This window comes from Peribacillus sp. NJ11, from assembly GCF_030348405.1.
Classification (GTDB): Bacteria; Bacillota; Bacilli; order Bacillales; family DSM-1321; genus Peribacillus.
Genome location: NZ_JAUCFO010000001.1, coordinates 1,129,533 through 1,152,711 on the forward strand (window position 1 = coordinate 1,129,533; position 23,179 = coordinate 1,152,711).

The 23,179-nt window shown below is 40.7% G+C and carries 22 protein-coding genes and 4 tRNA genes; 25 read left to right on the forward strand and 1 reads right to left on the reverse strand.

The window, feature by feature from the left end; all coding sequences use genetic code 11:
* Positions 1–46: 46 nt before the first annotated feature.
* A complete protein-coding gene (locus tag QUF86_RS05565; RefSeq protein WP_289314140.1) occupies positions 47–748 on the forward strand; it encodes a DUF554 domain-containing protein in 702 nt (233 codons plus the stop codon).
* Positions 749–801: 53 nt separating this feature from the next.
* On the opposite strand, the gene yyaC is transcribed toward QUF86_RS05565, so the two are convergent.
* Complete coding sequence (yyaC, locus tag QUF86_RS05570; protein ID WP_289314141.1) at positions 802–1,437, reverse strand: spore protease YyaC; 636 nt, start codon at positions 1,435–1,437, stop codon at positions 802–804.
* Between the two features lie 387 nt (positions 1,438–1,824).
* On the opposite strand from yyaC, the gene QUF86_RS05575 reads away from it, so the two are divergent.
* The 24 genes from QUF86_RS05575 (at position 1,825) to rlmH (ending at position 23,179) form a co-directional block, all read left to right on the forward strand.
* Complete coding sequence (locus tag QUF86_RS05575; RefSeq protein WP_289314142.1) at positions 1,825–2,661, forward strand: mechanosensitive ion channel family protein; 837 nt, start codon at positions 1,825–1,827, stop codon at positions 2,659–2,661.
* 22 nt (positions 2,662–2,683) lie between these two features.
* Entirely contained in the window at positions 2,684–2,881 is a 198-nt protein-coding gene (locus tag QUF86_RS05580; protein WP_289314143.1) for a DUF951 domain-containing protein, read from the forward strand.
* Positions 2,882–3,047: 166 nt separating this feature from the next.
* Positions 3,048–4,148, forward strand: a complete 1,101-nt coding sequence (ychF, locus tag QUF86_RS05585) for a redox-regulated ATPase YchF (RefSeq protein WP_289314144.1) — start codon at positions 3,048–3,050, stop codon at positions 4,146–4,148.
* Positions 4,149–4,353: 205 nt separating this feature from the next.
* Positions 4,354–4,638 (forward strand): 30S ribosomal protein S6, encoded by a 285-nt coding sequence (rpsF, locus tag QUF86_RS05590; protein ID WP_034316153.1) that lies wholly within the window; start codon positions 4,354–4,356, stop codon positions 4,636–4,638.
* 69 nt (positions 4,639–4,707) lie between these two features.
* Complete coding sequence (gene ssb / locus QUF86_RS05595; protein WP_289333764.1) at positions 4,708–5,238, forward strand: single-stranded DNA-binding protein; 531 nt, start codon at positions 4,708–4,710, stop codon at positions 5,236–5,238.
* Positions 5,239–5,285: 47 nt separating this feature from the next.
* Entirely contained in the window at positions 5,286–5,525 is a 240-nt protein-coding gene (gene rpsR, locus QUF86_RS05600) for a 30S ribosomal protein S18 (RefSeq protein WP_230161608.1), read from the forward strand.
* Between the two features lie 245 nt (positions 5,526–5,770).
* On the forward strand, positions 5,771–6,718 hold the full coding sequence (locus tag QUF86_RS05605) for a YybS family protein (RefSeq protein ID WP_289314146.1): 948 nt from the start codon (positions 5,771–5,773) through the stop codon (positions 6,716–6,718).
* A 38-nt stretch (positions 6,719–6,756) separates the two neighbouring features.
* Positions 6,757–8,727, forward strand: coding sequence for a DHH family phosphoesterase (locus QUF86_RS05610; RefSeq protein WP_289314147.1), 1,971 nt, complete (start codon positions 6,757–6,759; stop codon positions 8,725–8,727).
* Positions 8,724–9,173, forward strand: coding sequence for a 50S ribosomal protein L9 (gene rplI / locus QUF86_RS05615; protein WP_289314148.1), 450 nt, complete (start codon positions 8,724–8,726; stop codon positions 9,171–9,173). The genes QUF86_RS05610 and rplI overlap by 4 nt, the downstream gene beginning before the upstream one ends.
* Before the next feature lie 140 nt (positions 9,174–9,313).
* The gene (gene dnaB / locus QUF86_RS05620; RefSeq protein ID WP_289314149.1) at positions 9,314–10,678 is read left to right on the forward strand and encodes a replicative DNA helicase; all 1,365 of its coding nucleotides are present in this window, start codon (positions 9,314–9,316) and stop codon (positions 10,676–10,678) included.
* A gap of 288 nt (positions 10,679–10,966) precedes the next feature.
* Complete coding sequence (locus tag QUF86_RS05625) at positions 10,967–12,259, forward strand: adenylosuccinate synthase (protein WP_289314150.1); 1,293 nt, start codon at positions 10,967–10,969, stop codon at positions 12,257–12,259.
* A gap of 297 nt (positions 12,260–12,556) precedes the next feature.
* Positions 12,557–12,632, forward strand: a tRNA-Lys gene (locus tag QUF86_RS05630).
* 8 nt (positions 12,633–12,640) lie between these two features.
* Positions 12,641–12,712: transfer RNA gene (locus QUF86_RS05635), tRNA-Glu, on the forward strand.
* A gap of 21 nt (positions 12,713–12,733) precedes the next feature.
* A tRNA-Asp gene (locus tag QUF86_RS05640) sits at positions 12,734–12,809 on the forward strand.
* 31 nt (positions 12,810–12,840) lie between these two features.
* Positions 12,841–12,913, forward strand: a tRNA-Phe gene (locus QUF86_RS05645).
* A 406-nt stretch (positions 12,914–13,319) separates the two neighbouring features.
* Complete coding sequence (locus QUF86_RS05650) at positions 13,320–14,738, forward strand: peptidoglycan DD-metalloendopeptidase family protein (RefSeq protein ID WP_289333765.1); 1,419 nt, start codon at positions 13,320–13,322, stop codon at positions 14,736–14,738.
* A gap of 279 nt (positions 14,739–15,017) precedes the next feature.
* Complete coding sequence (gene yycF / locus QUF86_RS05655) at positions 15,018–15,725, forward strand: response regulator YycF (RefSeq protein WP_034316131.1); 708 nt, start codon at positions 15,018–15,020, stop codon at positions 15,723–15,725.
* Between the two features lie 5 nt (positions 15,726–15,730).
* A complete protein-coding gene (gene walK, locus QUF86_RS05660) occupies positions 15,731–17,563 on the forward strand; it encodes a cell wall metabolism sensor histidine kinase WalK (RefSeq protein ID WP_289333766.1) in 1,833 nt (610 codons plus the stop codon).
* Positions 17,560–18,897, forward strand: coding sequence for a YycH family regulatory protein (locus QUF86_RS05665; RefSeq protein WP_289333767.1), 1,338 nt, complete (start codon positions 17,560–17,562; stop codon positions 18,895–18,897). The genes walK and QUF86_RS05665 overlap by 4 nt, the downstream gene beginning before the upstream one ends.
* Positions 18,884–19,678 (forward strand): two-component system regulatory protein YycI, encoded by a 795-nt coding sequence (locus QUF86_RS05670; protein WP_289314154.1) that lies wholly within the window; start codon positions 18,884–18,886, stop codon positions 19,676–19,678. The genes QUF86_RS05665 and QUF86_RS05670 overlap by 14 nt, the downstream gene beginning before the upstream one ends.
* 6 nt (positions 19,679–19,684) lie before the next feature.
* Positions 19,685–20,479 (forward strand): MBL fold metallo-hydrolase, encoded by a 795-nt coding sequence (locus QUF86_RS05675; protein WP_289314155.1) that lies wholly within the window; start codon positions 19,685–19,687, stop codon positions 20,477–20,479.
* Between the two features lie 253 nt (positions 20,480–20,732).
* A complete protein-coding gene (locus QUF86_RS05680) occupies positions 20,733–21,953 on the forward strand; it encodes a S1C family serine protease (protein WP_289333768.1) in 1,221 nt (406 codons plus the stop codon).
* A 177-nt stretch (positions 21,954–22,130) separates the two neighbouring features.
* Positions 22,131–22,292, forward strand: a complete 162-nt coding sequence (locus QUF86_RS05685; protein WP_065310847.1) for a CxxH/CxxC protein — start codon at positions 22,131–22,133, stop codon at positions 22,290–22,292.
* Positions 22,293–22,699: 407 nt separating this feature from the next.
* Positions 22,700–23,179, forward strand: a complete 480-nt coding sequence (gene rlmH / locus QUF86_RS05690; protein WP_289333769.1) for a 23S rRNA (pseudouridine(1915)-N(3))-methyltransferase RlmH — start codon at positions 22,700–22,702, stop codon at positions 23,177–23,179.

Consider the following 23,179-nt stretch of genomic DNA (forward strand, 5'->3'; position numbering starts at 1 on the left):
ACAGAAGTTAGATCTATTTTTCACTGTAGAAAATTAGGTGGATGAGATGGTATTATTAGGGGCTTTGGTGAATGGTGCCTGCATTTTAATCGGTTCGATTTTGGGAAGGTTTTTACAACATATACCTGAAAAGATAAAAGAAACGGTCATGAGCGGGATCGGTTTAGCCGTCATGGTCTTAGGCTTGCAGATGGGGCTGAAAAGTGATCAGTTCCTCATTGTCATTTTAAGTATTGTTGGAGGGGCAGTCCTTGGCGAATGGATGGATCTTGAGGCAAGGCTTAATTCTTTAGGCAATTGGATTGAACGCAGGATGAAAGCGACTGAAGGAACTTCGATATCTCAGGGGTTTGTAACGGCTACGCTCATATTTGGCATTGGGGCGATGGCCATTATCGGTGCTCTGGATAGTGGTATCCGGAATGATCATGACGTTTTGATAACAAAAGCGATCATCGATGGATTTACAGCACTGGTCCTCGCCAGTACGCTTGGCATAGGTGTACTTTTTTCAGCATTTCCAATCATTCTTTATGAGGGATTTTTAGCAATTTTTTCAAGACAGATCAATACGATGATCCCAACCGCTTTAATGGATTCCTTCATATTGGAAATGACGGCAACTGGAGGAGTCATGATTTTAGCCATTGGTTTGAATATTATCGGTGTCACCAAAATAAGGGTGGCGAATCTGCTTCCAGGCATAATGATTACCGTCATTCTGGTTACTATCATGTATTATGTATAAAAAAAGAAGGAAGGGGTAAACCCTTCCTTCTTTTTTATGATCAGAAATACCAATCAAAGGGATTTTTCTTGCTTGAATGACCATGTGAAAGGAGTGATGGAAGGTTTTACTGGATAATGATCTTGTGCTTCGGAAATTCCTTCGGCGATGGTTTTGGCCATCTTCAGCACCAGATTAAGACGAGTGTTTTGTAAAACCATGAACTCCATGAATCCACTTACATTCACGATTCCTGTAATATGGGCATTTCCAACGGAAGGAAGTTCTTTATTGACTCCGGCACCTGGTTTCACTGGTCCTTGACCGATTTGAACAATACCCACACTTTTCATTTTGCCTAAACAAGCGTCGATTCCGACAATAAAGGCATTGGTATGAATCTTTTTTATTTCATTTAATTTTTCCTGTAAATTCATCGCATGAATAGGGTCATCCAGAGTACCGTACACATGGAATGTAGAAGAACTGCTTCCAGCTTTTTCACTAAGCAGAGTGCCGACAAGTGGTCCGAGGGAATCGCCTGTAGAACGGTCTGTGCCTATACAGACGATGACGATTGGTTGAAGCTTTCCAGTTGGTAGAAGGTTGATTAATTCCTGGGAAATTTGTTTGGATGCATCCGTATCTTCATGCAGGATGCGACTCAATCTATTTTTATTATTATTAAATAGACTAGAATTCAGATTCATCGGCTCCACTCCTTTACTTTATTTGGTATTACAGTATACGGATAATAAGGGAAAAATATACGGTATTTAACGTAATGGATGAGGGAATTTTTTGTAGAACATGCAAACAGGTGAAGGGGAAATGGATTGACGTTCTTCCTCTACCAATTGCTTTCATTTATACATTCTATTAAAAAAATACTTGATTAATTCGGAAAAAACTTCTAATTCTTTTACCTATATACCCATATTTTTTTTGTACAGAAACCCTTATTTATTGATAAAATAGAGAAAACTTCTCTTATTTAGGGTTATCTCACAGCAGTAGGGGTAGAGGACTACGTCTATATGGAAAAGTCATAGAGAAGATATAAAAGTTTTGCAGTTTGCATTAGGCAGGAGGAAAAGATGGATCGCATTTATGATAACGTTACAAAAGAGGTATTGGATGAAAAGGTATGGCTGCTGATGGGCGAGGGCATTATTAAAATCTTCCTTGTTCTGTTATTATCGCGTATTATTATTTCAATAGGAAAGACGGTTATAAGTAAATTTTTCGCGGTTCGCTTAAGAAGTCCTATTCGTGTTTCAGAGCGTAGAGAAACGACACTCATTAAGTTACTGGAAAATATTTTAACTTACGTTATCAATTTCATTGCCTTGATAATGATTCTTGAAATTTTCTCATTCGATGTAAAGGCCTTACTGGCTGGAGCTGGTATTCTTGGTTTGGCAGTTGGGTTTGGTGCTCAAAGTTTGGTCAAGGATATAATTACAGGGTTTTTCGTTATTTTTGAAGATCATTTCTCGGTTGGGGATTATATTAAAATAAATAATTTTGAAGGGGAAGTCATTGAAATCGGGCTTCGTACTACGAAAATTAAAAGTGGTGCAGGGGAATTGCACTTCATACCCAACGGCAGCATCATCCAGGTTACGAATTATTCCATTTTAAACAGTATGGCTGTGGTTGATGTGACCATACCTAACGATGGGTCGGTCGAGCTTGCTGAGAAGGTGCTCATTGAACTCTTAAGCAGTATGGAAGGCAAATATGAAGCCTTGATTAAAGCACCTGAATTTTTGGGAATCGAAACAATAAGTGCTGAAGAAATCGTCCTTCGGATTACAGCGGAAACAAAGCCGATGCATCACATCGAAATCAGTAGGATATTAAGAAAAGAAATAAGTGCTGCGCTTGATTTAAGTGGGATTAAATCTACGTACAATGGCAGCGAGTCATAGGAATTAGGGGGGGCTCATGGTTATGGAGGAGAAAGAATTTGGGCTTAAGGATGTTGTGGAAATGAAAAAGCCGCATCCCTGTGGAATAAACAAGTGGAAAATCATTAGGCTTGGTATGGATATCCGGATAAAATGTGAGGGTTGCGGTCATAGCGTAATGCTGCCTCGACGTGAATTCGCGAAGAAAATGAAAAAAGTTCTGCAAAAGCATGAGGAGTGATCATGCTTTTTTTTTGGAATGAAAGTAGTCCTGCCATCTCAATGATTTACTTGTCTTTTTAGGGAGCGAAATCTATAATTGGGAAAGGTTTAGGTAATTGGATGGTCTTTATAGAAGATCAGTCTTTTTCCATATGTACGAATTATCTTGAAGGAGTGAAATATAAATGGCTTTAACAGCTGGTATAGTTGGTTTGCCTAACGTAGGTAAATCCACTTTATTTAATGCAATTACTCAGGCAGGTGCGGAATCTGCCAACTATCCTTTCTGTACGATTGATCCAAACGTCGGGATTGTGGAAGTGCCGGATCACCGTCTGCAAAAATTGACTGAATTGGTTAAACCGAAAAAGACGGTTCCGACAGCATTTGAATTCACGGATATCGCCGGGATTGTAAAAGGAGCAAGTAAAGGAGAAGGACTGGGTAATAAATTCCTTTCCCATATCCGTCAAGTGGATGCCATTTGTCAGGTCGTCCGATGTTTCGCAGACGATAACATTACTCATGTTTCCGGAAAAGTAAATCCAATCGATGATATCGAAGTCATCAACCTTGAATTGATCCTTGCCGATTTGGAATCCGTTGACAAACGCATCGACCGTGTCGGAAAAATGGCCAAGCAAAAAGATAAAGGCGCAGTGGCAGAACATGAAATCCTTGTGGCTTTAAAAGAGGCATTGGAAGATGAAAAACCAGCCCGTTCAGTTGAATTCACTGAAGAACAGCAAAAAATCGTGAAGGGCATGCATTTACTTACAGCGAAGCCGACGCTTTATGTGGCGAATGTGAGCGAAGATGAAGTGGCTAATGCTGACGATAATGAATATGTTCAGCAAGTTCGTGAATATGCTGCTAAGGAAAATGCCGAAGTAATCGTAATTTGTGCCAAAATCGAAGAAGAAATTGCAGAGCTTGAAGGTGAAGAAAAGGAAATGTTCCTATCTGAACTTGGCATCGAGGAGTCAGGTCTTGACCAGTTGATCCGTGCTTCATATAATCTGCTTGGATTGGCAACATACTTTACGGCTGGTGTACAGGAAGTGCGTGCATGGACATTCCGAAAAGGTATGAAGGCCCCTCAATGTGCAGGCGTCATTCACACGGACTTCGAACGTGGTTTCATCCGTGCCGAAATCGTTTCTTATACCGATTTGCTTGAAGCGGGTAGTCATGGTGCTGCAAAAGAAGCAGGAAAAGTTCGTTTGGAAGGAAAAGAATACATCGTTAACGATGGCGATGTAATCCATTTCCGTTTTAACGTTTAAGATTCAACTCCAGTCTGAAAGATCCTACAGCTCCATATGTAGGGTCTTTTTTGAGCCTTTAATCATTAGATTTCAATTAATTGTAATAAGTCGAACCGTTCGTTGCAAAGCCTCTTTAACTATGCTATAATTTTATCTTGTGAGTAATTATAAATAATTGCTCCTTGCCCAATTGGGCCGCTTAGACCAAAAGGAGGTGACAGTGATGAGAAAATACGAAATTATGTATATCATCCGTCCAAACATTGAGGAAGAAGCTAAAAAAGCTTTAGTTGAACGTTTCAACACAATCCTTTCTGATAATGGTGCGGAAGTAGAAGCAAAAGAATGGGGTAAACGCCGTCTTGCATACGAAATCAATGATTTCCGTGACGGTTACTACATGCTTCTTAAAGTTAACGCTGAAAGTGCTGCGATTCAAGAATTCGATCGTCTTGCTAAAATCAGTGAAGACATTATTCGCCACATGGCTACTAGAGAAGAAGTATAATCACATATTTAATATAAATTCTAATCTTGTTTCACATGAAACAGGCTTGAAACCTAGGGGTTGATTCTGATGATGAATCGCGTAGTTTTGGTAGGACGCTTAACTAAAGATCCTGAATTACGATATACACCTAATGGAGCTCCCGTAGCTACCTTTACTTTAGCTGTGAACCGTAGTTTTACGAATCAGCAGGGTGAACGTGAAGCGGATTTCATTAACTGTGTTGTTTGGCGTAAACCGGCAGAAAATGTAGCTAACTTCTTGAAAAAGGGCAGTTTAGCTGGCGTGGATGGACGTGTCCAAACACGTAATTATGAAGGACAAGACGGCAAACGCGTATATGTGACGGAGATTCTGGCTGAGAGCGTTCAATTCCTTGAACCACGAAGCAGTTCAGCGGGTGAAAGAAATGAAGGCGGTTCTTACGGTGGAGGTCAAAAAAGTTATGGCAATAATAATAACGGAAATGACAACAATTCGTATGGACAAAATCCTAATCAGAATCAACGGAGCAATAACAACTACACTCGTGTAGATGATGATCCATTTGCAAATGACGGTAAAACAATCGACATTTCAGATGACGATCTTCCGTTTTAAACAGCCGTTTAAAATGAAAATTGAAAAAGCAGGGAGGGAAATTTATTATGGCAATGGGTGGACGTAAAGGACGCGGTAAGCGTAAAAAGGTTTGTTATTTCACATCTAACGGAATCACTAAAATTGATTACAAAGATGTAGATCTTCTTAAAAAATTCGTCTCAGAACGCGGTAAAATTTTACCACGTCGTGTAACTGGCACTAGCGCTAAATATCAACGTAGATTAACGATTGCTATTAAACGCTCACGTACTATGGCATTACTTCCATATGTATCTGGTGAATAATAAATTGGCACATTGAGGAGTTTTCCTTAATGTGCCTTTTTTATAAAATCGGCTCTTATGCCTGAAAACCGCTGAATTGCGGTTTTTTTATTTTCAAAAGTAATTCATATGGCCATTTTCCTTAGAAAAAGTAATCATATCCTAAAAAAGAATGTGATGTTTGAAATATCCTGGCCGTAACGGATACAATATAAAGATGGAGATAAGACATTAATTTTAATCTTAACAGGGGGGTGAAAACAAAGATGAATAGCGGAAGACGAATTGCGGAGGGTGGAGCCCTTTTGGCACTATATTGCATTTTATTGTTCATCACCATTCAAGTACCATTAGTGAGTATCTTCACCACTTTCTTTTTACCCATTCCATTCATACTGTTCACAGTCAAACAAAAGTTATCGTGGAGTCTGGGTTACTTATTTATAGCCTCGCTGTTGTCAATCCTCATTGGGACGCTATTGTCTGTTCCGCTTACCTTACTTATGGGGGCAACCGGAATTGCGATCGGTTATTTTTTGAAAAAGGACAAATCGATGGCAACTATGTTCATAAGTGCAGTACTTGTCTTCCTGGGAGGCATTTTATTAATATATGCAGCTTCAGTGTTGATAATGGATGTTAATTACATAGAAGAATCGATGGATATGGTTGAAGAGTCCGTTGAAAATACAGTGGGCATCATGGATTCTTTTGGCCAGGCACCGACGGAACAAGTCAAAAAGCAGGTGTATGAAACAGTCGATATGTTAAACACACTGATGCCAAGTTTGTTCGTTCTGATGTCAGTCATCATGGTTTTATTGATTTTCTTCGCTGCGCATCCAATTGTGAAGAGGTTCAGTGATAAAACGTTAAAATGGCCCCATTTTCGAGATCTGCGACTCCCGAAAAGTCTTTTATGGTATTATTTAATTACGATGCTTCTTGCTCTTTTTGTGAATACGGACAAGAACAGTTTTGTATATATGGCCATAACGAACATATTTTTCATCTTGCAGTTCTTCATTTTATTACAAGGATATTCCCTGATATTTTATATCGCTCATGTGAAGTCATGGGCTAAAGCCATACCTGTTTTAATCGTGGTTTTTTCTTTGCTGCTGCCGATTCCGATTATTACAACAGCCGTACGATTTTTAGGTATAATAGATTTAGGCTTTCCTTTTAGGGAGACAATCAAGAAAAAGGAATAGACTTTTTTGTAAAACAGATGCTTTTAGGAGCTGAAACTATGCCATCTTATTTGAAAGAATACTCGATTAAGTCCCCGTTGTATGGGATGCTGGCCGCGGGCGTTTTACTTTTGGGCGTACTGGCTTATTATAATTGGGTTATTGCACTTGTTGGACTATTGATTCTTGCTGGTTTATTTTATTTAACATTAAGAATGGTAGAAAAAAAGCAACGTAAGACAGAAGAGTATATAACGACTTTATCTTACCGATTAAAGAAGGTCGGCGAGGAAGCGTTATTGGAAATGCCAATTGGGATCATGCTCTTTAATGAGGATTATTACATTGAATGGACCAATCCATTCCTGGCTTCCTGTTTTAGTGAAGACTCCTTGGCAGGAAGATCGCTCTATGATGTCGCGGACTCGATCGTTCCATTAATTAAGCAAGAGATCGAGACAGAGACACTTACGCTCCACGATCGGAAATTCAAAGTGGTCCATAAGCGTGAGGAAAGGCTTCTTTACTTTTTTGATGTGACGGAGCAAGTTGAAATCGAGAAATTATATGAAGATGAGCGAACGGCAATTGCGATCATTCTCCTTGATAACTATGATGATTTGACACAGGGTATGGATGATCAGCGTAAAAGCAGCATTAATAGCCTGGTCACCTCACTTCTTGATAAATGGGCAAGGGATAATGGCGTTTTCTTTAAACGGGTTTCCTCGGAACGATTCATCGCTGTCTTTAATGAGCATATCCTTCAGCAGCTTGAGAAGGGGAAATTCTCGATTTTGGATGAAATCAGGGAAACGACAGCCAAGCAAAATGTACCATTGACCTTGAGCATCGGGGTCGGCTCGGCCGTGTCATCCTTACCGGAACTAGGTACGCTTGCACAGTCCAGCTTGGATCTCGCTCTAGGTCGGGGCGGTGATCAGGTAGCAATAAAGCAAGCGAATGGAAAAGTGAAATTCTATGGCGGTAAAACCAATCCGATGGAAAAACGCACAAGGGTCCGTGCACGTGTGATTTCCCATGCATTGAAGGATATAGTCCTTGATAGCGATAAAGTCATTGTCATGGGCCATAAAAACCCGGATATGGACGCAATCGGTTCAGCGATAGGCATCTTGAAAGTTGCCCAAATGAATGAACGTGAAGGCTATATTGTCATAAACACCCAGCAGCTTGATAGCAGTGTCCTCCGTTTAATGGAGGAAATCAAAAATAAAAAAGAGCTTTATGCCCGGTTTATAACTCCTGATGATGCATTTGAAATGATTACGGATGAGACATTGCTGGTTGTGGTCGATACACATAAACCTTCCATGGTAATTGAAGAGCGGTTATTGAATAGGATCGATAAAGTTGTAGTCATCGACCATCATCGCCGGGGTGAAGAGTTCATCAAAAACTCATTGCTCGTCTATATGGAGCCATATGCGTCTTCAACAGCTGAACTTGTAACCGAACTGCTTGAATATCAGCCGAAACGGAGCAAGATTGATATGCTGGAATCGACGGCGCTTCTTGCGGGTATCATCGTCGATACGAAAAGCTTCACCTTAAGGACGGGTTCACGTACTTTCGATGCAGCCTCTTATCTTAGGGCACATGGAGCTGATACGGTACTTGTCCAGAAATTCTTAAAAGAAGACGTGGACACCTATATTAAACGGTCAAAGCTCATTGAAGAGGTAATTTTTTATAAAAAGGGAATTGCCATTGCCTCGGCAAAAACCGATCAGGTCCATAATCAGGTGCTCATAGCTCAGGCTGCTGACACCCTATTGACCATGGATGGCGTTGTCGCTTCCTTTGTAATGGCTAAGCGATCTGATGATACAGTAGGCATAAGTGCGCGTTCTCTTGGTGATATCAATGTACAGGTGATCATGGAAATGTTGAATGGGGGCGGCCATTTGACAAATGCCGCTACTCAACAGGCATGCTCCATTGATGAAGCCGAAAGTCGATTGAAAGTAGCTATTGATGAATATTTAGAAGGGGGACAAAAAGAATGAAAGTAATATTTTTAAAAGACGTTAAAGGTAAAGGGAAAAAAGGGGAAGTTAAAAATGTTGCAGATGGATATGCGCATAATTTCCTGCTTAAACAAGGATTGGCTGTTGAAGCAAATAATACAAATGTGAAAACTTTGGAAGCACAGAAGAATAAAGAAGAATCGCTTGCTGCCGAGGAACTGCAACATGCTGAAGAATTGAAAGTCCAACTGGAGAAATTAACGGTTGAGCTATCGGCCAAAGCCGGTGAGGGCGGGCGTTTATTCGGTTCCATCACGACTAAACAAATTGCATCAGAGCTTCAGAAGAAACATGGTATCAAGATTGATAAACGCAAAATGGAGCTTGCTGACGGTATCCGTTCTTTAGGACACACCAAGCTTCCAGTCAAGCTTCATCCTGAAGTCACTGCGACACTTACTGTGCATGTGAAAGAAATTAACTAATTTTAGTTGTTTCATATCTGTGAAAAATTGATAAAATAGAGGTAGACGAAAAATGTGATTGGGCATGTTGTCCTTTCACTTTTTTCTTTTTCACTAGAAACATATAAAAGGTATCCTCTTAGAATGGGAGGTTTTAAGATATGATAGAACAATTTCAGGATAGGATTCCCCCTCAAAATATAGAAGCCGAACAGGCTGTACTAGGTGCCATTTTTCTTGAGCCCTCTTCATTGACCGTTACATCGGAAGTTTTGATTCCGGAGGATTTTTACAGAAGCTCTCATCAAAAAATCTTTAATGTGATGCTTAAATTGAATGACGAAGGAAAAGCTGTCGATTTGATTACGGTGACAGAGGAACTGGCTGCGACCAAAAACCTTGAAGAAGTTGGCGGAGTTTCTTATTTAAGTGAATTGGCCGGATCGGTGCCTACCGCGGCCAATATTGAATATTATGCCCGCATCGTCGAGGAGAAGTCATTGCTTCGCCGTTTGATCAGGACAGCGACCAACATCGCCCAGGAAGGCTACAGTCGCGAGGACGAGGTCGAGGAGCTGCTCGGGGAAGCAGAAAAAACGATCATGGAAGTGGCCCAGCGTAAGAATTCCGGGTCTTTTCAAAATATTAAGGATGTATTGGTGCGGACGTACGATAACATAGAAGTTTTGACTACCCGTAAAGGGGATGTCACGGGAATACCGACCGGGTTTGCTGAACTGGATCGAATGACAGCCGGGTTCCAACGTAATGACCTCATCATAGTGGGCGCCCGTCCTTCGGTTGGTAAAACCGCCTTTGCATTGAATATCGCACAAAACGTTGCAACCAAAACGGATGAGAATGTAGCGATTTTCAGTCTTGAAATGGGTGCAGAGCAGCTCGTTATGCGTATGCTCTGTGCTGAAGGAAATATAAACGCCCAGAATTTACGGACAGGTTCCTTAACTGATGAGGATTGGCGTAAACTGACGATGGCGATGGGAAGCTTGTCGAATGCCGGCATTTATATCGATGATACGCCGGGTGTGAGGATTGGCGAAATCCGTTCAAAATGCCGTCGTTTGAAGCAGGAACATGGCCTTGGCATGATATTGATCGATTACTTGCAGTTGATTCAAGGCGATGGTCGTTCAGGCGACAATCGTCAGCAAGAGGTATCCGAGATTTCACGTTCACTCAAAGCGCTCGCCCGTGAACTTCAAGTGCCCGTCATCGCCCTTTCCCAGCTATCGCGGGGAGTGGAGCAGCGCCAGGATAAGCGCCCGATGATGTCCGATATCCGGGAATCAGGGAGTATTGAGCAAGATGCTGATATCGTGGCATTCTTATACCGTGATGATTATTATGACAAGGAATCCGAGAATAAAAACATCATTGAAATCATTATAGCGAAACAGCGTAATGGTCCAGTAGGAACGGTTTCGCTTGCATTCGTAAAAGAATACAATAAATTCGTTAACCTCGAACGTCGCTTCGATGATGATTCGATGTCTCCCGGGGCATAGAGAACAGCCTACCATTCATGGAATGGCAGGCTGTTTTTATTTTGGGAAAAAGAACGGGGCTGGTGATAATAATAAAAGAAATCAAAGGGCAGAATAATTATTGACAATCCAAAACCAATTTTAAAACGGAAAGGATTTTTTTATATTTACGAACAAATAATTTATTAAAATGTGTATTGTTCGGATTTTGTATTGACTTCCAGTTTGGATTATTGATAAAATAGGTTTGTTTGATAAGAACCGGTTAAAAATCGGTATTACGTGAACCTTTGGAGGTGCTTTATTCAGATGTCATCAGTTGTAGTAGTCGGTACACAATGGGGAGACGAAGGTAAAGGTAAAATAACAGATTTTCTATCCCAGAATGCGGAAGCCATCGCTCGTTATCAAGGTGGGAATAATGCAGGGCATACAATAAAATTTAACGGCGTTACCTATAAACTGCATTTAATTCCGTCAGGGATTTTTTATAGTGATAAAATTTGTGTCATTGGAAATGGTATGGTGGTTGATCCAAAAGCTCTTGTAGAGGAGCTTGCTTATTTACATAGTCACGGTGTAAGTACGGATAATCTTCGTATCTCAAACCGTGCACATGTCATTCTTCCTTACCATATCAAATTGGATGAAGTCGAAGAAGACCGTAAAGGCGCCAACAAAATCGGAACGACAAAAAAAGGTATCGGCCCTGCTTATATGGACAAAGCTGCTCGTAACGGAATCCGCATGGCAGATCTTTTGGATCGTGAGATCTTCGAGGAAAAATTGTCTCAAAATCTTGTCGAAAAAAACCGTATGTTTGAACGTTTCTATGAAACGGAAGGTTTCAAGATCGAAGATATCATGGAAGAATACTATGAGTACGGACAACAAATTCAGAAATATGTTTGTGATACATCCGTTGTATTGAATGACGCACTTGATGAAGGAAAACGGGTATTATTCGAAGGGGCACAAGGTGTCATGCTTGATATCGATCAAGGAACATACCCATTCGTCACTTCATCTAACCCGGTTGCAGGTGGGGTTACCATCGGTTCTGGCGTAGGCCCTACTAAAATCAACCATGTAGTTGGAGTATGTAAAGCATATACAAGCCGTGTGGGTGATGGTCCTTTCCCTACAGAATTGCATGATGAAATCGGTAACCAAATCCGTGAAGTTGGCCGTGAATATGGTACAACTACAGGCAGACCGCGCCGTGTCGGCTGGTTTGACGCTGTTGTCGTCCGTCATGCTCGCCGTGTCAGCGGGATTACCGATTTATCATTGAACTCGATTGACGTATTATCAGGTCTTGATACGGTCAAAATTTGTGTAGCTTATGAATACAAAGGCGAGATCATTCATGAGGTACCAGCGACCTTGAAAGCGATTGGCGAATGTAAACCAGTCTATGAAGAGCTACCAGGCTGGCCAGAAGACATCACAGGGTGCAAATCATTGGATGAGCTTCCAGAGAACGCACGCCACTATGTAGAGCGCGTATCTCAATTGGTAGGCATTCCTTTGACTACTTTCTCTGTCGGTCCTGACCGTAACCAAACAAATGTCGTGAGAAGCCCTTGGCGTCTAGCGTAATTCATGAAAAAGGAGCTGGCTTTTTTGCCAGCTTCTTTTTTCTTTATTAGGGTGCATGCATTCTGATGTCACGTTCGTAAGGCACGGGATACAGAATTAATGGAGTGAAACAGTAGTGAAAAAGGAAAAAGATAATAAAATTTTAATTTTATTTCAAAAAACTATTGCCTAAACTATATTAACCATGATATTATCAAAAGCGTCGTCACAATAGAACAAGCCATTAACAACAGCAAGCGAGTAGCTGCATTGGAGATGTTAAGTTTACATCCGGACGAAGTTACATTTCATTAGAACGAGCCATTAGCTCAGTTGGTAGAGCATCTGACTTTTAATCAGAGGGTCGAAGGTTCGAATCCTTCATGGCTCACCATTTTTTTCGGCCCATTGGTCAAGCGGTTAAGACACCGCCCTTTCACGGCGGTAACACGGGTTCGAATCCCGTATGGGTCACTTCTTTATAAATGCTTTACTGGTCCCGTGGTGTAGCGGTTAACATGCCTGCCTGTCACGCAGGAGATCGCGGGTTCGATTCCCGTCGGGACCGCCATTTTATTTTTTTGTTCTAAAATAGAATATTTGGCTCAGTAGCTCAGTCGGTAGAGCAAAGGACTGAAAATCCTTGTGTCGGCGGTTCGATTCCGTCCTGAGCCATCCTTTTTAAAAACGCCTTTCCTTTAAGGCGTTTTTTTGTTTTATATCAGACGTATTTTAAATGAAATCTTGTTAATAGATTGTTAACGATTTGTAACATACCAATTTTGGCCAATTTGTCATATAACTCGCTTTTAACCATACGGGGCTTATATCCACTCCTTTTTTCGTAATTTACCGAACTATCGTCATTAACATATTTATTGGTACTTGTTGTCTCCATTTATACAGTTCTATTACATTATGAAGTCTATTTCTTGTTTTTTTTCTTATTATGGTAGAGTTATGAGTGGAAAAATCATTAAATCAGTCATATGTATGTGGATATTTAAAATGGACTAATAAATCTCAAAATAAATTCGATTAGTTTCTTAATTGGTGACTGAGCCGTTAAGGAGGACAATATATGTTTAGCTCAAAAGGTAAGGGGATCATCCTGTTGATGGTTTCCGTCATTTTATTGCTTGCAGGAAATCGGGCAACGGCTGCAGGGATATCGGAAACTAACACCATTCAGCATGTTTACCTTAACGATGAGTTCGTCGGAAGTGTGACGGATGAAACGGAAATAGAGAAGGTCGTAGCCGAAAAGGTAGAAGAAGCACAGGAAGATTATCCTGACTTTACATTCGATAGGGAGACACAGCTGACGTTTGTACCTGAAGAGGTATTCGATGTAGAGGTTAAAGAGGATCAGGCTGTAAAGGGTATTCAAGATCAGTTGAATGTGAAGGCAGAGGCGTATGAAATCGATATAGATAATCAGGCGGTCGCCTATGTTGCGTCAAAGGATGATGCTGAGGACGTTTTGGAGAAAATCACTTTATTATATGTAAATGAAGAGGAATACTCCGAATATGAATCAATTAAAAAAGAAAGCGAAACGGATGCGGGAGCGTTAAAAGAACCGGGAAGCAGAATTCTGGACATCGAATTTTCAGTTCCCGTCACGTTTACAGAAACAATGGTCGATCCACATGATATCAAGACCGTCGATAAAACCCTTTCCATGATTGAAGAAGGAAAGGAAGAAAAGACGATCTATGAGGCTAAGGAAGATGAGGATCTTGAATCAATTGCCACTAGGCATGATATGGACCTGGATCAACTGTTGGAGCTAAATCCAGGACAGGAAGAGGACAAAGGTATTAAAGAGGGAGAGCGCCTCTATGTGACCCAGCGTACGCCCTATGTGAACGTAATGGTAGAAAGAGAAGTTTTTAAGGAAGAGAGGATTCCTTTTGAAAAGAAAGTGAAGGAGGATGACGAACTTCCAAAGGGCGAACTCATTACTGAACAAATAGGCAATGAGGGGATTCGGGCATACACCTATGCAGTATCTGAAACAAACGGTAAGAAAATCAGCGAAACGATCGTAAAAAAGGAAGTCACGGAAAAAGCCAAAACGGAAATCACCAGAAAAGGCACGAAGGTCATTCCTTCACAGGGAAGCGGTACATATTCATGGCCTGCAGACGGGGGTTATATTTCCAGTAAGCAGGGCCAGCGTTGGGGGAAACTTCATAAAGGTATTGATATCGCCCGGCCAACCACCAGAACCATAACGGCAGCAGATCATGGAATAATCGAAACTGCCGGAAACTCCGGAGGGTATGGAAATAAGATAACGATCAATCATAATAATGGGTATAAGACAGTGTATGCCCATTTGGATTCAATAGATGTAAAAGCAGGACAAAAGATTGAAAAAGGCATGAAAATAGGCATGATGGGTTCAACAGGGCACTCAACCGGTGTCCATCTCCATTTTGAAATATATAAAAATGGGTCTCTTGTAAATCCGCTAAACTATATAAGTCAGTAATCGATGGAAGTCTTCGAAAAATATTCGAAGACTTCTTCTGCTTCATATATAGATGAGAATAATAGGAAAAAGGTGATTTAATGCCTATAAAATGATAAAGTAGAATAGATACAATTTGCTTTCATTCCGGTGTTCAGCCCCTTTTATTGGGTATATATATATAATTTTGTTGAATCAGGTTGTTAGATTGGTGCAAACAGAAGGAAAAGTGAATAAGGTCCCGGATAAGGACACGGTTTTTAATAGATTCAGTTTAGTTATTAAAAAGGAGATAAGTACATGGATAAGAAGATTCTGGTAGTGGATGACGAAAAGCCAATTGCTGACATATTACAATTCAATCTAAAAAAAGAAGGCTATGAAGTTTTTTGTGCTTATGACGGCAATGAAGCCCTCAAGATGGTAGAAGAGCGGCAACCTGATTTGATTTTACTTGATATCATGCTACCGCAGCGCGATGGAATGGAAGTTTGCAGGGAAGTAAGGAAGAAGTATGAAACGCCAATCATCATGTTAACGGCTAAGGATTCAGAGATAGATAAGGTCTTAGGCTTAGAGCTTGGAGCAGATGACTATGTGACAAAGCCATTTAGTACCCGGGAAATAATTGCCCGCGTTAAGGCGAACTTAAGACGTCAGCAAGCTGTCCCGGTCCCAGATCAAGAAAATGAACCGAAGGAAATTACGATAGGAACGCTCACTATCCATCCGGATGCCTATGTGGTATCCAAGCGGGGCGATACGATTGAATTAACGCATCGCGAATTTGAGTTGCTTCATTACTTAGCGAAGCATATCGGTCAGGTCATGACAAGGGAGCACTTATTACAAACCGTGTGGGGCTATGATTATTTTGGTGATGTACGGACAGTCGATGTAACGGTCAGGCGTCTTCGTGAGAAGATTGAAGACAATCCAAGCCATCCTGGTTGGATTGTAACTAGAAGAGGGGTCGGTTATTACCTGCGTAACCCTGAACAGGAGTAGTCCTTATGAAAAAGGTTGGTTTTTTTCGCTCAATTCATTTTAAATTTGTTCTGATTTATGTTTTGCTCATTTTCGTAGCGATGCAAATAATCGGGGTATATTTTGTTGGGGAATTGGAAGAAAATCTTGTCGGGAACTTCACGAAATCAATAAAAGGTCACGTTAACCTTCTTACCTACAGTATTGGTGAAGAAATGGAAAAAGAGAGGGGAGAGGAAGATCCAACCCTCGAAGAAGCGATTGATACGATATTGAAAGACCGGGATAACTCATCGAATGATATTTCGGAAGTACGTGTCATCGACACCCGCAGCAGGCGTGTGATCGGAACTTCAGCCCCAAGTAACCAAGGTATCGTAGGAAAGAAGACAACGGAAGTCCTTATTAAAAATACGCTGATTTATGGAAAAGAAGATAGTGATGTTTTTCGAGATCAGAAAACCGGCAGGCGGCTCTGGGTCCTTTCGACACCCATTGAAGCAAATGGGGAGGTCATTGGTGCCGTTTATGTAATAGCAGAGATGGAAAATGTCTTTGAGCAGATGGATGAAATCAATAGTATCTTCATGACGGGCACAGCCATTGCCCTAGTGATTACGGCCATCTTAGGGATCCTGCTCGCACGAACGATCACCAGGCCCATGTCTGATATGAGAAAACAGGCCCTGGTGATGGCGAAAGGGAATTTCTCCAGAAAAGTTAGGGTATATGGCGATGATGAAATTGGTCAGCTTGCCGTCACTTTCAATAATTTGACCAAAAAGCTTCAAGAATCGCAATCAAGTACAGAAGGAGAGCGGCGTAAGCTTTCATCTGTCCTTGCCAATATGACGGATGGCGTAATTTCAACGGACAGGCGCGGTCGGGTGAACTTGATTAATGAACCGGCGGCACAATTATTGAATGTCTCGCGTGAAACCGTCATGAATCAACCGATCATTGAGGTTTTGGGTCTTGAAGAAGAATATAAATTCGAGGATTTACTGGAAGAGCGAGAGTCCGTGATCCTTGATTACAGCAAAAAAAATCGGCCATTCATTTTGAGGGGAAATTTTTCGGTCATTCAAAAGGAAACGGGATTCGTTAATGGCTTGATTACTGTTTTGCATGATATTACAGAGCAGGAAAAGATCGAGGGTGAACGCAGGGAATTTGTTGCCAACGTTTCACATGAACTGCGAACCCCGCTTACAACGATGAGAAGTTACCTGGAGGCATTGGCTGAAGGGGCATGGAAGGACGAGGAAATCGCTCCATCCTTTTTAAGTGTGACCCAAAATGAAACAGAGCGAATGATCAGGCTTGTTAATGATCTGTTACAGCTTTCGAAAATGGACAGTAAAGATTACAGGCTTAAAACAGGCTGGGTGAATTTCAATAAATTCTATGACCATATCATCGATCGTTTTGAAATGACGAAAAATGATGATATCACGTTTAAGCGTGATTTGCCTAAGGAAGCTTATTTTGTGGATATTGATGAGGATAAAATCACCCAGGTTCTCTATAATGTAATCTCCAACTCATTAAAGTACTCACCTGAAGGGGGTCAAGTGACTTTCCGTGTCAGGGCATCGGATGGCTTTATCATTGTGAGCATTACAGATCAAGGAGTGGGTATCCCGAAAAACGTCATTGATAAAATATTCGACCGCTTCTACCGTGTGGATAAAGCAAGGTCGCGGAACTTAGGCGGGACCGGGCTTGGTTTAGCGATCGCAAAAGAAATGGTCGTGGCGCATGGCGGGAAAATATGGGCGGAAAGTGTGGATGGAAAAGGAACTACCGTGTTCTTTACACTTCCTTACGAACAGGAAGAAGAGGATGATTGGTCATGAATTTTGAACGTGCAAAAAGCATCATACTGATTATTTTGGTTGGGACAAGCATTTTTTTGACTTGGAGCATTTGGACGTACGAGCCTGAATATGATAAATTTGGTGACCAATCGAATTATATAAAGATTAAAAGCGATGTCCAGATTGTTAGTGATGTCATTAAACCTGTCAGTATCCTTTTTCATGGAAATGGTCGACATTTCCAGACTTCCAATCCGGTAGAGATAAATAGAATGGAAAAAGAATTTTCGCAATGGAATTTTACCGGCGTAAAAGAGATATCCGTAAAAAGGCTGCAAAGGAAATTTGATGATTTTGTCCACGAAGATGGGTCGATTGAAATCGAATATTCCGATGAGGTTCCCATCTCCCTCTATAAAACGGTATTGGGTATTACGGATACGGAAGTGCCTGGATTTTCATTCGATAGAATCATCATTAAACAAAAGGATATCAGTGGTAATGAATCTGCCGTTTATTTTGTTTCCTACGATCAAGGGAAAATCTATCAAGGTATGGTCGACTCTAAAAGACTAAGGCGTTTTATGGATTTGTTTTATACGGGTTCTTACGATAGGCACCCTGAATATACGGCCGAAACCATAAACAGCAAAAGGACATTGTTCGTTCCTGAAAAACCAGTGACGATCAGCAAATTTCAATATTATATCGACTATTTGGATATTGGAGACCTTAAAAACGCTCTATTTAATAATCCGAAGTATGTACGACAGGAATCCGTTTCGGTCGGTGAGGAATACACGGATGGAACAAGACTCATGACGGTCAATAAAGAGAATTACCTAATTTCTTATATCAATCCGGCACAAAAGAGGAAGTTATTTGGCAGTTCCAGTGACCTTCTCCAAAAAGGCATAGAGTTCATCAATGATCATGCTGGTTGGGAAGATAACAATTACCGCTTTGCCTATATGTCGGAGAATGAGCAACGAGTGGTATTCCGCTTATTCGTAAATGGTTATCCGGCCTTCAATGAATCCGGAATGACCGAAATCGAGCAAATTTGGGGAAAAGAAGAAATTTATAGCTACGAGCGCCCATACTTTTCACTTGCCTCAGTCCTTCCGTCTGAAGGGTCGGAAATGACTTTAAAAAGTGGTAGAGAAGTCTTGAATCAGTTGAAATCGAAAGATAATATCGACTTCAAGAGCGTGGAGGACATCTCGATTGGCTATAAACTGCATAAATCCCTTGATTCCAAACTTGTCACACTAGTTACGCTTGAACCCACTTGGTATTATCGTATCGGCGATAAATGGTTTATTGTGCCTTTTGAAGAAGATACGGGAGGCGATCAAAGTGGATTGGAATAATACAAAGTCAATATTCATCATGGTTTTCTTCGTTTTGAATATTTTTCTTCTTTATCAATTTCTGGAAAAGATAAATGACTACCAAATTGAAAATTTCACAGAGTCCACAACGGAAGAACTCTTGAAGGAAGATGAGATTTCAATTGAAATCCCACTTCCGAAACAAAAGAATGATCAATTCCTGATTGCCAACAGCAAGACTTTCGAGAAGAAAGATATACAGTACCTGAAAAATCAAAAAGCAAAAATCATAGATGATAAGAAGCTTGTAGGTACATTTAAAACACCAGTTGGCATGAAAGCGGAAATTCATGCAGCAGACGTTGATATATTCCTGAAGGAGTATATATTAAATGGAAATGAGTATCGTTTTTGGAGCTATGATCAAATCAACCAGACCATCACCTGCTATCAGGTGGCAGATAAAAAGATGTTTTATAATAATAGTAAGGGGAAGGTCACTCTATATCTGAACAAGAAGGGTGAAATCGTTTCCTATGAACAGATGTATTTAGAGGGAATTGAAAAATTCAATAAACCTAAAGAATTGAAATCTGCCTTAAATGCTATTGGAGCATTGTATAGAAATGGTGATATTAATCCCAAAAACACAGTCACGAATGTAGAACTGGGTTTTTATAATTCGCTGCAGACGACATCTGTGTCACATTTACTTGTGCCAACATGGTGGGTGGTCATTGATGATGAAACGGATCTCTTCGTGAATGCTTTTGATGGAGAGGTCATTGAATTGAATACAGAAGAAAAAATACTGGAGTGAGTATAGATGACTATGCATTTTAGTGTTCTCGCAAGCGGGAGTACAGGAAATGCCTTATTCGTGGAAACGGAGGATCAATCATTCCTTGTCGACGCCGGTTTAAGCGGTAAGGCCTTGGAAGCATTGTTTCAGGATATAGGCCGTGATATGTCGAAGTTATCCGGTATCCTTGTTACCCATGAACACAGCGACCATATTAAAGGACTTGGCGTGGTTGCCAGAAAACATAAACTCCCGATATATGCTAATGCAAAGACATGGAATGCCATGGATCGATCAATCGGTGAAATTGCAACCGAACAAAAGTTCACATTTGAAATGGAACAGGTCAAAACATTCGGCAGTCTTAATATAGAATCTTTCGGCGTTTCACATGATGCGGCAGAGCCGATGTTTTACGTCTTTCATCATGAAGATAAGAAACTCGTGGTCATTACTGATACAGGGTACGTAAGTGATCGCATGAAAGGAATCATCTCGAATGCCGATGCATATGTATTCGAAAGTAACCATGATGTGTCCATGCTTAGGATGGGAAAATATCCATGGAGCATTAAGCGCCGGATTTTAAGTGATGTCGGACATGTTTGTAATGAAGATGCCGCCCTTGCAATGAGTGAAGTGGCCGGTGATAAGACCAAGCGGATTTACTTGGCCCACTTAAGCCTTGATAACAATATGAAGGATCTAGCGAGAATGTCGGTAGAACAGACGTTAAAGACAAAGGGGATCATCGTTGGTGATCAATTTTCCTTATATGATACTGACCCGAAAAGACCAACTGAACTTGTTACCTTATAAAAAAAAGGAATGGATGAGGGATACCTTGTTCATTCTTTTTATTTTTAAAATTTCGATTCGTAAGTTACTATTCGGATTAAAAGGGGTATCGTTTGGTTAGAACTGTATAGGAAAAAGAAAAGTATTTTAAGTTTCCCTAAAATAAAGGCATGCTTTTTTTTAGAAAAATTTCGGTAATTGAGTATAATTGAGGGAGGATACCAAACAATAGAATTGCTATAATTCATTCCTAAAATGAGAGGATGGAGCGGTCTTGGGTTATTATGATCAGAATGAGGAGAACCAAAATAAACGGCAAAAGAGCCATACGAGCTATTTTCTAGCTGGCTTGGGGGGCGCCATCATCGGGGCCTTACTTATTTTATTAGCCTTTCCAGGAAGTGGACTTTTAACTAACGAGGATAACGAAATTAAAACGGAAAAATCAACGGGAGGTGAGTCCACGGAGCAGTCCCAGCAAAACCTTACAGTTGATGTAACAAGTGCCGTCACCAATGCCGTTGATAAAGCCAGCGACGCAGTGGTAGGCATCACGAACATTCAGGAAACGGACTTCTGGGGTCAAGGGAGCAATGCTGAGGACAGTTCAGCTGAAGCTGGCACTGGTTCTGGTGTTGTCTACAAAAAAGATGGTGGCAAGGCCTATATTGTCACGAATAATCATGTCATTGAAGGTGCCAATGAACTGGAAGTGACATTAAGTGATGGCACTAAATTGCCAGCAGAACTACAAGGCAGTGACCCATGGACAGATTTAGCCGTCATTGTCGTTAGTGGTGATAAAATCAAAACCATTGCAGAATTCGGAAAATCCAACAAATTGAAACCTGGTGAGCCTGTGATTGCCATTGGTAACCCATTAGGCCTCCAATTCTCTGGATCCATCACACAAGGGATCATCTCTGGTGTGGAGCGTACGATAGAGGTGGATATCAATGAGGACGGACAAGTCGATTGGAATGCGGAGGTCATCCAGACCGATGCAGCGATTAACCCAGGTAACAGCGGGGGAGCACTCGTTAATATGTCAGGGCAGGTCATTGGAATAAATTCCATGAAGATTGCAGAAAATGCAGTGGAAGGAATCGGTCTTTCCATCCCAATTGATTCAGTTATTCCAATTATTAATGATATAGAAGAATTTGGTGAAGTGAAACGTGCCTTCTTGGGTGTAAACTTGGCATCTGTAGAAGAAATTTCCCAATACCATCAGCAAAATACATTAAAGTTGCCAAGGAAAGTTACTGCAGGCGTTGCAATTACAGGCGTTCAAAGCAACTCTCCAGCATCAAAAGCAGGATTGAAGGAATTTGATGTCATTGTTGGAATGGATAATGAAAAAATCCATGATGTCGTCGAATTAAGAAAATACCTTTACAATGAAAAGAAAATCGGTGATAAAGTTAAAATCATTTATTACCGTGACGGAAAGAAGGCAACTACGGAAGTCACGCTTTCAAGCAGCGAAATCTAAAACGCAAACGGACAGGGGGCGGGCAATGCTTCCTGTCCTTTATATTTCCTTGCGATTTTCTTATTTTTTGTTACGATTACCTGTGGATATATAATGAAATTAATTGAGTTCACCCAACCTGTGGATAATTGGGAACAGAAGTACTTGGAATAATGAGAGAGAAAGGAGATATGAAAGATGAAATTATATTGCTGTCAGGAGCATGTTGACATGGCGCTGGATGAAGTGGTATACGAATGTGAAACCTATCCTGTTTTAACACTGGTTCCTGAAGAAAATCAGTTATCAACAACCTGTGAATATTGTCGAAACGTGGCAATATATCTAGTAGGGAACTAATATTCCCATACAAGATGTGGATAGAATTTGTGGATATGTGGATAACTATTGTGGATAACATGTTTGTAACCTGTTCTTAACTTGTTCTTAACATTTTTCGAACAATAAACCTGAGGGTGGAATTGTTTAGATTCAAGCTTTTTGTTGTTCAAAATAATAGCTCTGTTGGAAAGTGGTTCCTTGGAAATCCACCATTATTCTTTATCGGATCTGAACTTGATCGATCCAAATTTTTTACCGTTGCCGCTTTCAGGGGCAGCGGTTTTTATTTGAAGGGGCATGGAACCCCTTCATTAAAAATTGGAAAGGATATGCTTGTTTTGCTTATAGGTCACTCTAAGGTATGATAATAGGTAGGCAAATCCGACAACTGATAGTAAAACCATAATGAAAGTTAGAGGATATATATGAAAATAACGATTATTACTGTTGGCAAGCTAAAGGAAAAATACTTAAAGCAAGGTATTGCTGAATATACAAAAAGGTTAAGTGCCTATGCTAATATAGAACTTGTTGAAGTACCTGATGAAAAAGCTCCGGAGAACCTGAGTGCAGCGGACATGGACATTGTAAAGCAAAAGGAGGGTGAACGGATCCTGGCCAAAGTCAGCCCGGACTCCTACGTGATAACGCTTGAGATCAATGGAAAACAACTTACTTCAGAGCAGCTGGCCACTCATATGGATCAGCTCGCCACTTATGGAAAGAGCAAAATTGCCTTTATTATTGGCGGGTCGCTTGGGCTTGGCAACGAGGTGTTATCAAGAAGTGATTATGCCCTTTCCTTCTCGAAAATGACTTTTCCGCATCAATTGATGAAACTGGTTCTAGTGGAGCAAATATATCGGGCTTTTCGGATAAATAGAAATGAACCATATCATAAATAA